The sequence below is a fragment of the Pseudomonadota bacterium genome, from assembly GCA_008501635.1.
GTDB lineage: Bacteria > Pseudomonadota > Gammaproteobacteria > QQUJ01 > QQUJ01 > QQUJ01.
This window is the reverse complement of the sequence record QQUJ01000010.1, coordinates 188,531-199,664: the sequence shown is the minus strand read 5'-3', so window position 1 is coordinate 199,664 and position 11,134 is coordinate 188,531. Positions and strand designations below refer to the sequence as shown.

Genomic DNA, 11,134 nt, shown 5'->3' with positions numbered 1-11,134 from the left:
ATAATGGTGGTCACGAACACAACCCTCTGCCACCGCTCATGGCATCAAACAACTATAAAGGTGTGGTCGCCGCCGGCCATAAGGAGACCGTCGCTGCAGCCGAACTCATACTGAGCGAGGGCGGCAATGCCTTTGACGCCGTGATCGGCGCTTTTTTTACCGCCTGCGTGGCCGAACCGGTGCTGGCGTCTCTTGGTGGAGGCGGCTTTCTGCTCGCCCACCGTCCGCAGCATGCCCCGCGTTTGTACGATTTCTTCGTTCAGACCCCGCGTCGAAAGCGCCCGCAGAATGACCTGGATTTTTACCCGATTGTGGCGGACTTCGGTACCACAACCCAGGAATTTCATATCGGCATGGGCTCAATCGCAGTGCCGGGCGCGGTGCGCGGGATGTTTGAGATCCATCGCGATCTCGGCAGTATGCCGCTCGGCGAGATCATCCAGCCGGCCATCGTCAGCGCCCGCGAAGGCGTGCGCATGAACGCGTTGCAGTCTTACATCTTCGACGTCGTGGGTGCCATCTATCGGTCCGGCGCGGACTCTTTTGCCACATTTCGAAGCGCCACCGACATCGCGCGGCTTATTGGCGAGGACGAATGGCTGCGCCTACCGGTGTTCGCCGATTTTCTTGAAGTGCTAGCCCGTGAAGGAGATCGACTGTTCTATGAAGGTGAGGTTGCACAACACCTGATCCGCGACTGTGCGCAACACGGTGGGCAGCTCTCTGCGGAAGATATGCGCCGCTACAGGGTCGAACAGCGCACTCCGCTACACCTCTCGTACCATAGCGCCCAGATACTGACCAACCCGCCGCCGTCTTGCGGCGGTCTGCTGATCGCGTTCGCACTACGCCTGCTGGAAGGCGCCGATATCGCGGCCAAAGGATTCGGCAGCCACCATCACCTGGCCGTACTCGCACACGCAATGGCTGTGACCAACAAGGCGCGGATCGATGCCGACCTGCACCATAGGCACCATGCTCCCGATATAGAGCGGATTCTCGTCGATCCTTTCATCGATGCCTATCGCGACGAGGTACTGGACCGCGCGACGTTCACCCGCGGAACAACGCACATCAGCGTCATGGACCGCAACGGCGGCGTGGCCAGCATGACCGTCACCAACGGCGAAGGTTGCGGTTATCTGATCCCTCACACCGGTGTCATGCTGAACAATATGCTCGGCGAGGAGGATCTTCACCCGATGGGATTTCACCGCTGGCAGTGCGACCAGCGTATCACCTCGATGATGGCGCCGACCGTGCTCCTTGATCCAGCACACGGTGTGGTTGCGTGCGGATCCGGGGGCTCGAATCGGATTCGCACGGCGATTCTGCAGTTCCTGATCAACACCATCGATTTCGGCATGGATCTCGAGGAAGCGGTGAATGCCCCAAGGATACACTTCGAGAACGGACGCCTGAGCAGCGAGCCGGGATTCGCGGCCGGAGTGCTCGGCGAACTTGAATCTGACTATCAGGAGTCACAGCGCTGGGAGCAGCAGAATCTCTTTTTTGGGGGAATTCATGCCGTAAAGGAGTCGCCCTGCGGGCACATGTTGAGCGGCTTTGGCGACCCGCGGCGGGGCGGCATAGCAAAACTCGTTCACTAATTCCCGTAAAAGTTTGCCAAACAGCGTTATTTGCTTGCCAAAAGCGTTTTGGTTTGTGCTATTTTTGCGCCCACACGCGTATGTTTCGCCACTACCAACCGGGAGACCTCCATGGCAGCAAAGAAAAAGGCAGCACCCAAAAAGGCCGCGGCAAAAAAAGCCGCACCGAAAAAGAGCAGCAAAAAGACCGCAAAAGCCGTAGCCGTCCCCAAAGTCCTCAAACCCATTGCTACCAAGCAGACCAAAAATCAGATCATCGCAACCATCACTGAAGAGACCGGTGTCGCCCGTAAGGATGTCGTCGCTGTACTGGGCTCCATGGGAGATCTGGTTAACCGCCACATGAAGAAACGTGGCTCGGGCGAGATCACGATTCCGGAAACCGGTGTCAAGGTACGCCGCGTAACCAAGCCGCGGACCAAGGCCCGTGTTGGCCGCAATCCCTTCACTGGTGCGGAGATCAAGATTCCGGCCAAACCGGCGCGTACCGCCGTCCGTGTAACAGCGTTAAAAGCACTGAAAGAGACCGTCAACTCGTAAATCGGGGCGCTCAGGTTTCAAAAAGCGGCAGGCTGCGAAGAGCAATCTTTGCGGCCTGCCCGCCTGTTCGATAAATACCCCACAGCCACGGCACCGCTTTCAGACCTTCTGTTCCGAGCGAGCGCCCACCCCTACGACCCACCCTCCTCGCTTTCGGCACCCGGCCCAAGCGGCTGGCCATAACTGAACTCCACCGCGTTGCCATCCGGATCGAGCACACCACAATAGTAACCGACGGGGTATGGTTCCTGGCGCGGCTCCCAGAGCAGACATCCGTTCAGGCGCGCCTTGCGGGCTACGCTATCCACCGCGGCGCGGTCCGCCAGGGCAAACCCGAGATGCCCGAAGTCGTTGTCTGCCCGTTGTTGACCTGGACCGCCTGGGAGCAGAACGAAGATCAGTTCCTGCTCCCGCCCAGGCTCGGCCATCCAGACGATGCGCGAACCTTTGCCGGTGCGCTCGTGCACAATCGCCATGCCGCAATAGCTGCGATAGAAATCAATGCAGGCATCGAGATCGCGCACATGCAGGGCGAGATGAGTAAAAACCGGGTCCATCAGGGATTCTCGATGGGGCTGCCCAGGCGCTGCTCAACCCGCAGTTTGGCAGCAATAAAATCACGGTGTGCCACATGCAGCAGATCGGCAAGCTTGCGGATGGTGTACTCCTCGTAACGATCCAGCCGACCGTCGGTAAATGCCACCTCCCACAGCAGTTCGACCACATGGATTTTCTCGCCTGCGCTCAGCCTGGCATCGACCAGCCGCGTGAACTCGAAAAGACTCACCGCCTCTTCACTCTCGCTATGCGCAAGGTCCACCAGGTGCTGCGTGTCCTCGACAGAGAGGTCGAACCGAGTCTTGAGAAGCCCCGCAATGATGGTGAGTTCCTGATCACCGATATGGTGATCGGCGCGCGAGACTTCGAACAACAATGCCCCGGTGGCAAGTCGATAGGCATGCTCACGATGCGCGGCGCCGGGGTGCTCCAACTCCGGCTCTATGTACTTGTCGAAAAACCGGCGGATAACGTCAATCATGATCAATCAGAGTGGCTCGCGGTTTGTCTGGTTCAGTTTTCGCGGCGCATCGTCTGATATTGCCCACCGTCAAAGCTGGTAAAGAACTTGCCAAGCAAGGGGTGATTTACCGCCACACCACTGGCATCGCTCTCGAGATTGCGTTCTGCAACATACGTGGTGTGATCGGCGCCATCCACCAGCACGTGATACCAGGGCCGGTCTTTCGGCGGATGCGAGCGTGCCACCTGTTCATACCACGCGTCGGAGCCCATAAACACGGCATCGACATCAAAGATGACGCCGCGATAGTCGAAAAGCTTGTGATGGACCAACTGGCCTACGCTATAGCGGGCTTGCGGTATGACCATGACGCTACCTCCAGGAAAAACACCTCACCTTAAAAGTAGCACTGCCAATGCCGAACGTCCGATCAACCGAGCGGTTGCACCTCCGCGGAGACCCAGATTTTGCGACCACAGACGTTGACGAACGGTGCTTCACAGCCCTTGAACAGGGCGACATGGGCGGCAACCAGGCTTGCGGCATCGGTACCGGTATCGCCGAAGCGCTCGCGCTCCTCCTCCAGCACGGCGCGCTCGAGATTCTCCACAGCCTCGGAAGGTTTGACCCCCTCGAAATAGCGGCGCAGCAACGCATTGTCAGATTCTGCCAACTGCTTGGCCCGCCGCCTCACCAGCAGCTTGATACCTTGACTGGAGGTGGACTTGAAGGCACCGGCACGAATGACCCAGTGGCGGCTCCTGCCGGTTTCGAGCGCCCACTGCTCGATCGCCGCTTTGGAATGACCCATGGCGCCGTAGGTGATCTTTTGGTGCTCGAGATTATAGAAGGTCGAATAGGCCACGAGGTTACCGATATCGAATCGCGCCTCCAACACGCGAAGCGGATCGACACTGAGGCGATTCGATGCGTCAATCTGTTCGGCAGTCGCTTCGTTGACAGGAAAACCGACCTCGCCGTGGGCCGTGGCATAAAGGCACCAGTCGAACTGCTTGCCTGCCTGATCGGCAATCTGCTCGTAGAGAGCCAGATCGGTGATGTCGCCAAACAGCGTATGATTCGCGCCATCCACCTTGTGTTCAGGATCGGGCTTGCCGTACCACACACCGGTAATCTCCGCGGCCTCGCCATACACCTCGCGCACGGCGGCAATTCCCGAGCTACCCGCTACTCCCGTAGCACCAATAACCAGTACGCGCATCTGTCAGTCCCCTTCACGATGAAAGCGCGCACATTCTGCCACAGGGTACGGAGCGTGGCACGATTTGGCGCTGCCACGCTCTCAGCGTGTAGCGGCGTAAATCTCGCTCCCGGGTCGAAATGCCAACCAGGCAAAGGCAAAGTGGACACCGCCAGGCAGCGGGGTCAACTGTGCGCCGCGCAGCCTCCCGTCCACGGCCGTACCGAACAGATTCCACCGGCTCCCGGTTTCACGATCGTAAATGCCGTCATCACGAACCTCGAAGGTAAGCAGTCGATTTCCGAGATCGCGCCGATAGGCTGTGGCCGACGGCACAGTACGCGACTCCTTGATCTCCCCGCTATCGAGCACCGAGAGCGTGCCCTCTTTGCTGAACACCACCACGGGGACATCGCCAAGCAGATCATTGATCACCGGTGCGCTGCGCAGTGTTTCGAACGGGTAGACGCGGTGCCGATCCCCGTTGCTCACGCCAATGACGCGCTCCATTGCGGGCAGGCGCTCATCAGCGGGGTCCTGGAGTAAAAACGGAATATTGCCGATCCGATCGTAGCCGCGGTAAGGATTGCGGCCATAAGGACGAAAATGGCCCGTCTTGCGCGAGAGCACCCTGCCCTGCGGGTAGGTGCTGCTGAACGCTTCAAAGGCAACGATGCTGGAGGGTGCCTGGCGCAATTCGGCACCGTTGAGTTCGCCGATGATCGCGGTCCCTGTGAACTGCTGCCACCAGCTCTCGGTCTGGCGGTCGTACATCACCAGATCGCTCTTGCGCAGCAGCCCGGTGGTACCGAAATCGAGTACGCGACCCGCGACGCGTCGCTCGTACACGATCGAGGCATTGCACAGCGGGCAGAAGGTGACCGCCAACGGGTCGCCACCGACGCTATCGTTGACGATTTCGTGGTAGATGAGGATCTGCAGCGGATAGGCGCGTGCGTCACCGTTACGCTCGACGCTGATCACCGGTTCGCGTGGATCGAGCCACTCGGCCGCTTCCGTGGGTGTAACGAACAGCGGTCTGTCGATGGCAGGTATTCCGTCCTTGGGCGGCCCGCCTGACACGATCTCATCGAGTGCGACCGAACGTCTGTCAAAGTCGGTATCCGGCCAGGCACTGATGAAAGCGGGCGCAGCAACGGCGCTGGTGGCGAAAAACTGGATCACCCACCAGCCGATTACCACCACGATGCCGAGTCGCAGAACGGCAACACCCCGATGCCGGAAAAACAGTAGCACGCGCATAAGCTCTCTCCTGCGTTACGCCAACAACCAAGAGCCCACAAAAAAGCCGACCCTGTGCAGACAGGACCGGCCGGCGCGGCAAAGGCTTTCAGCAGATCGTGCGGCTACTTCTCCAGCAACCGCGGCATCAACTCGACGAAATTACACGGACGGGTGCGGTAATCGAGCTGCGTTTTAATGATCTCGTCCCAGCCGGTTCGACAGGCACCTGTCGACCCGGGCAGGCAAAACAGGTACGTGCCGTTCGCGACCCCGGCAAGACAGCGCGATTGCAACGACGATGTCCCGATATCGCGGAACGAAATGCTGCGAAACAGCTCGCCGAAACCCTGCAGTTCCTTGTCGAGCAGCGGCGATACCGCCTCGGGAGTGCCATCGCGCCCGGTCACTCCGGTACCGCCGGTGGTGATCACCGCCTGGATATCGGGATCGGCAATCCAGCGCGAGATGACCGCCCGAATCCGGTATTTGTCGTCGGCCACGATAGCTTTCTCGGCCAAGTGGTGTCCCGCATCCTGAATTCGTTCGACCAAGGTGTGGCCGGACTTATCGTCAGCCTCGGTGCGGGAATCCGATACCGTCAGAATGGCGATATTGACTGGAACAAATCGGCGTTCGGCACTCATGGACTGTCTCCCGGGTTGAATGATCCGATGCGAAGATCAGATCCCATGGTTCAGATGATCACTCAGCTGGCGATCGGCCAGATTGAGATGGACGACGAGCCACTCCCGAATGCGGCGTTGCAGACGAATGGCCAACGCCGAGGTCGGCCCGCTGGTGCACAACTCCGCCTTCAAGCGCTCAATATCGCCTGCCAGCGACTCGTGCTCCTGTTTATGCACTGCATATCCGGGAAAACCCGTCTCGCGCATACACGACTCTTCGTGTAAAAAATCCTGGTGTGCGTAACTTTCAGATTCGGTGAGCAGCGCCTCAACCTCTTCCGCACTACGACCCTCCGCAACCGCTCGTTGCAGCGACTTTGCGAGCCTGACGAGATCAGCATGCACGCTATCGACGGCTTCGATACCGGTTTTCAGATCATCTTTCAGGAAATCCATTCCGCACCTGGGTGGCTGGGTGCGCGCTGCGCGCCATCCGGCCTCGCATTGTGCCACCCGCAACCCGGCAAAAAAAGATCAAGCCGATGGGGTATCGTGTGACGGCCCGGATACTGGCATGCTGTAGACCAAGGATTCACAAGCTGAAAGACATTGCCATGCCCCTAGCACCCCATCAAATCCACCGCATCAGCGCTGAAGGTGGTGCGTGATGAATCGCGGACTGCGCAACGCGCTGGTGGTGGCGACCATTGCGGCCCTGGTGACCGGTGCCTACCTCTGGTTTTCGCGCCCCCAGCCTATCCCCGTGGTGCTGCACTCACTGGAAACCGGGCCGGTGCAATCGACGGTCGCCAACACCCGCGCCGGCACGGTGAAGGCCTGTAACCGCGCGCGCCTCTCGCCCGCCGCTGGCGGTCAGGTGACCCAGCTCACCGTGCGCGAAGGTGCGCGCGTCGAGAAGGGACAACTGCTGCTCGAGTTATGGAACGAGGATGTGCGCGCCGAGGTGTTGCTGGCACAGCGCGATGCGATTGCCGCCGTCGCCAAGGCGGACGAGGTCTGCCTGCAGGCGGAAGTGGCCGATCGCGAAGCCCAGCGCCAGGTGCGCCTCAAGCAGCAGAATCTGATCTCCGAGGATCAGGTTGACCGTGCGGTGACCGATGCCCGCGCCCGCCAGGCCGGCTGTCGTGCCGCACGCACCGTCGCCGGCGTCAGTGCAGCCAGGGTCGAGGTGGCAAACGCCGCCTTGGAACGCACCCGCCTCTATGCCCCCTTTACGGGCGTGGTGGCCGAAGTGACCGGCGAGGTTGGCGAGTACGCCACGCCCTCGCCGCCCGGCATTCCCACTCCGCCGGCCATCGATCTGATCGACGATCAGTGCCGCTACATCAGCGCCCCTATCGACGAGGTGGACGCCCCCGCCATTCAGGTCGGCATGCCGGCCAAGGTGAGTCTGGACGCCTTCCGCGGCAAACCCTTCCCGGGCCGGGTGCGGCGCATCGCCCCCTACGTGCTGGACCTGGAGAAGCAGGCACGCACCGTGGAGGTCGAGGTGGAACTGACCGATTCGGAGGCCAACGCAGCGCTCCTGCCGGGCTACAGCGCTGATATCGAGGTAATACTGGAGATGCGTGACAACGTGCTGCGTGTACCCGCAGAGGCCGTGCTCGAGGGCAATCGCGTACTGGTGTTGCGTCCCGCTGACAATACCCTGGAGGAGCGCACCTTCGAGCCGGGGCTCGCCAACTGGGAGTTCGCCGAAGTGCGCAGTGGCCTCAGCACGGGCGACCGGATCGTGCTCTCGGTGGATCGCAAAGGCGTCAGCGCCGGCGCGCTGGTGAAACCGGAACCATGATCCGCCTGGAGGGCGTTTGCCGTAACTATCAAGTCGGAGACCAGACGGTCAAGGCGTTGCACGACGTGGACCTGACCGTTGCACCCGGCGAGTATATCTCGATCATGGGCCCCTCGGGTTCGGGCAAATCCACCCTGCTCAACGTGCTTGGCCTGCTCGACCGTCCTACCGCGGGACGTTACCTTCTCGACGGCGACGATGTTACCGGGCTCTCCGACCGGCAACTGGCCGATGTGCGCCGCAACCGCATCGGTTTCGTGTTCCAGTTCTTTCATCTGGTACCACGCCTGTCGGCGGCCGAGAACATCGCGCTGCCGCTGGTCCTTGCCGGCATGGAGCCCAGGGAGCGCGCCGAACGGGTGGCAGTCGCGCTGCAAGAGGTCGGGCTGTCCGATCGCTCCGACCACCGCCCCGAGCAGCTCTCCGGCGGCCAGCGTCAGCGCGTGGCGATGGCGCGCGCCACCATCCTGAACCCGGAGATCATCCTTGCCGACGAACCCACCGGCAACCTCGACCGCCACTCAGGAGCCGAGGTACTGACACTGCTGGAAAACCTCAACGCCAAGGGCATCACCCTGCTCATCGTCACCCACGACCCGGAGATCGGCGGGCGCGCTCACCGTCGCATTCGCATGGTGGACGGGGATATCGAGAGCGACACCGTGACCGATGCGTAGCGCCGACACCTTCAGCTACGCTCGCACCGCCCTGCGCGGCCACAGCGCCCGCACGCTGCTGATGCTGCTTGCCATGGCCATCGGTGTCGCCGCGGTGGTGGTGCTCACCGGTCTCGGCGAAGGGGCGCGGCGCTATGTCACCGGGGAGTTCAGCTCGCTCGGCACTGAACTGCTGATCGTGCTGCCGGGTCGTTCCGAGACCACCGGCGGGGCGCCGCCGATGCTGGGGCAGACCCCGCGCGACCTTACCATCGACGACGCCTATGCGCTGACCCGCAGTCGTGCGGTAAAACGCATCGCTCCCATCAGCGTCGGCCAGGCACCGGTCTCCTGGGGTGGCCGTGAACGCGAGGTGACACTGCTCGGCTCGACGCCGGAACTGTTGGAGGTGCGCCATCTCACCCTGGCGCGGGGGCGCTTTCTGCCGGCGGGCGACCCGCGCCGCGCCGCGCCCGTCTGCGTGCTCGGCGCCAAGGTCCGCGATGAGCTGTTTCGCAACACGCCGGCGGTTGGCGAATGGATGCGCATGGGGGAGTACCGCTGCCGCGTGATCGGCGTGCTCGGCGCCGGCGGGCATTCCCTCGGCCTCGATCTGGAAGAGGTGGTCGTGGTGCCGGTCGCCACCGCCCAGGCGTTGTTCGACAATCCCTCGCTGTTTCGTATCCTGGTCGAGGCGACCCACCGCGATACCATGGAGAGTGCCAAGCGTGATGTGCTGCGCATCATCCGCGAACGCCACGACGACGAGGATGACATCACCGTCATCACCCAGGACTCGGTACTCGCCACCTTCGATCGCATTCTCAGCGCCTTGACGCTCACCGTCGGCGGCATCGCCGCGATCAGCCTGTTGGTTGCCGGCATTCTGATCATGAACGTGATGCTGGTGGCGGTCGCGCAGCGTGCCGCCGAGATCGGCCTGCTCAAGGCACTCGGTGCCACGCGGCGTGACGTACAGACGCTCTTCATCACCGAAGCGGGCATGCTGTCGTTGGCGGGCGGGTTGATCGGACTAGGCATCGGTGTCGTCACCAACCTCACCCTGGGTCAAATCTATCCGACACTCTCGTTCACCGCACCCCGGTGGGCTGTGCTAGCGGCACTGGGAGTCGCCATCGGCAGCGGCTTGCTGTTCGGCATTTTGCCAGCGCGACGGGCGGCACGGCTCGACCCCATTCAGGCGTTGTCACGCAGATAGCCATGCTGATTCGCGATCTAGGCCAATTGGCTCTACGCAGTGTCAGTGCCTATCGCCTGCGCAGTTTCCTCACCGCGCTGGGCATCGCCATCGGCATCGCGGCGGTGGTATTGCTCACCGCCATCGGACAGGGCATTCAACGCTTCGTCATCGCCGAGTTCACCCAGTTCGGCACCAACCTGATCGCGGTCAACCCCGGCAAGACCACTACGTTCGGCGTATCGGGCGCAGTCATCAGCACCGTCCGTCCCTTGACGCTCGACGATGCCGAGGCGTTGGAACGCCTGCCGGATATCGAAGCGGTGGTGCCGTTTGTGCAGGGCAATGCCGCCATCGAATGGGGCAACCGATCGCGGCGCACCTACATTTTTGGCGCTGACGCCGATCTACTCGCCGTGTGGAATTCACGGGTCACCACCGGGCGCTTCCTGCCGGTGGAGGACAACGCCTCGCCGCGCGCCTTCGCCGTGCTGGGCGCCAAAGTGCGCGATGAACTGTTCGGCGACGCCAATCCGCTCGGTGCGCGCGTGCGTGTCGGTGGGGAGCGTTACCGTGTCATCGGTGTGATGGAACCCAAGGGTCAGATGCTGGGTTTCGATCTCGACGATGCAGTCTACATCCCGGTGACCAAGGCGATGGAACTCTTCAATCGCGACAGCCTGATGGAGATCGACCTGCTCTACCGCTCCGAGGCCGATCCCAAAGAGGTGGCCGAAAGGATCAAGCGCCTGCTGATCCAACGCCATGGCCGCGAGGACTTCACCCTGATAACGCAGGAACAGATGATGGACGTGCTGGGTTCGGTGCTCGACGTGCTGACCTTCGCGGTAGCCGCGTTGGGCAGTATTTCGCTATTGGTCGGTGGCGTCGGCATCCTCACCATCATGACCATCGCCGTTACCGAGCGTACCAATGAGATCGGTCTGCTGAGCGCGCTGGGCGCCACCCGCACCCATGTGCTGACGCTGTTCCTCGCCGAGGCGACGCTGTTGGCCGCTGTCGGCGGGGCTTTCGGTCTGGTACTGGGTGGCGGCGGTGCCTGGCTGCTCGGTCAGGCGATACCCGCGCTGCCGGTGCATATCTCATGGCGCTATGTCGTCGCCGCCGAACTGCTGGCCGCCGTGATCGGCATGCTGGCCGGTGTACTGCCGGCAAGGCACGCGGCACGCATGGACCCCGTCGAGGCGTTGCGGGCCGAATAGC

Annotated in this window: 13 protein-coding genes; 6 read left to right on the top strand and 7 right to left on the bottom strand. The window is 61.9% G+C overall.

The genetic code is table 11. From position 1 onward, the window contains the following. The first annotated feature begins 38 nt into the window (after positions 1-38). Together ggt and DWQ09_03385 are read left to right on the top strand one after the other, a co-directional pair. On the top strand, positions 39-1,610 hold the full coding sequence (gene ggt, locus DWQ09_03390; protein KAA3629311.1) for a gamma-glutamyltransferase: 1,572 nt from the start codon (positions 39-41) through the stop codon (positions 1,608-1,610). A gap of 111 nt (positions 1,611-1,721) precedes the next feature. Then, a complete protein-coding gene (locus DWQ09_03385) occupies positions 1,722-2,150 on the top strand; it encodes a DNA-binding protein (GenBank protein KAA3629310.1) in 429 nt (142 codons plus the stop codon). Between the two features lie 131 nt (positions 2,151-2,281). Here DWQ09_03385 and DWQ09_03380 read toward each other — a convergent pair whose 3' ends face one another. The 7 genes from DWQ09_03380 to DWQ09_03350 all read right to left on the bottom strand — a co-directional run bounded on the left by DWQ09_03380 (position 2,282) and on the right by DWQ09_03350 (position 6,699). Further along, on the bottom strand, positions 2,282-2,707 hold the full coding sequence (locus tag DWQ09_03380) for a VOC family protein (GenBank protein KAA3629309.1): 426 nt from the start codon (positions 2,705-2,707) through the stop codon (positions 2,282-2,284). Beyond that, positions 2,707-3,189 (bottom strand): TerB family tellurite resistance protein, encoded by a 483-nt coding sequence (locus DWQ09_03375; protein ID KAA3629308.1) that lies wholly within the window; start codon positions 3,187-3,189, stop codon positions 2,707-2,709. Before DWQ09_03375 ends, DWQ09_03380 begins: the two co-directional genes overlap by 1 nt. Positions 3,190-3,221: 32 nt before the next feature. Further along, positions 3,222-3,539: a heat shock protein HspQ gene (gene hspQ / locus DWQ09_03370; GenBank protein ID KAA3629307.1), complete on the bottom strand. Its 318-nt coding sequence runs from the start codon at positions 3,537-3,539 to the stop codon at positions 3,222-3,224. Between the two features lie 62 nt (positions 3,540-3,601). After that, positions 3,602-4,393: a hypothetical protein gene (locus DWQ09_03365; GenBank protein ID KAA3629306.1), complete on the bottom strand. Its 792-nt coding sequence runs from the start codon at positions 4,391-4,393 to the stop codon at positions 3,602-3,604. Positions 4,394-4,474: 81 nt separating this feature from the next. Further along, positions 4,475-5,635 (bottom strand): DUF3179 domain-containing protein, encoded by a 1,161-nt coding sequence (locus DWQ09_03360; protein KAA3629305.1) that lies wholly within the window; start codon positions 5,633-5,635, stop codon positions 4,475-4,477. Between the two features lie 104 nt (positions 5,636-5,739). Further along, positions 5,740-6,261 carry a molybdenum cofactor biosynthesis protein B gene (moaB, locus tag DWQ09_03355; protein KAA3629304.1) on the bottom strand — a complete coding sequence of 174 codons (522 nt, stop codon included), beginning with the start codon at positions 6,259-6,261 and terminating at the stop codon, positions 5,740-5,742. A 36-nt stretch (positions 6,262-6,297) separates the two neighbouring features. Then, positions 6,298-6,699 carry a hypothetical protein gene (locus DWQ09_03350; protein KAA3629303.1) on the bottom strand — a complete coding sequence of 134 codons (402 nt, stop codon included), beginning with the start codon at positions 6,697-6,699 and terminating at the stop codon, positions 6,298-6,300. 211 nt (positions 6,700-6,910) lie between these two features. On the opposite strand from DWQ09_03350, the gene DWQ09_03345 reads away from it, so the two are divergent. From DWQ09_03345 to DWQ09_03330, 4 genes are read left to right on the top strand one after another with little or no spacing between them, the layout of a single operon-like run. Beyond that, entirely contained in the window at positions 6,911-8,056 is a 1,146-nt protein-coding gene (locus DWQ09_03345) for an efflux RND transporter periplasmic adaptor subunit (GenBank protein KAA3629302.1), read from the top strand. Continuing rightward, complete coding sequence (locus tag DWQ09_03340) at positions 8,053-8,733, top strand: ABC transporter ATP-binding protein (GenBank protein KAA3629301.1); 681 nt, start codon at positions 8,053-8,055, stop codon at positions 8,731-8,733. Before DWQ09_03345 ends, DWQ09_03340 begins: the two co-directional genes overlap by 4 nt. Next, positions 8,726-9,931: an ABC transporter permease gene (locus DWQ09_03335; GenBank protein ID KAA3629300.1), complete on the top strand. Its 1,206-nt coding sequence runs from the start codon at positions 8,726-8,728 to the stop codon at positions 9,929-9,931. The genes DWQ09_03340 and DWQ09_03335 overlap by 8 nt, the downstream gene beginning before the upstream one ends. 2 nt (positions 9,932-9,933) lie before the next feature. Next, positions 9,934-11,133 (top strand): ABC transporter permease, encoded by a 1,200-nt coding sequence (locus DWQ09_03330; GenBank protein ID KAA3629299.1) that lies wholly within the window; start codon positions 9,934-9,936, stop codon positions 11,131-11,133. Position 11,134: the final 1 nt, after the last annotated feature.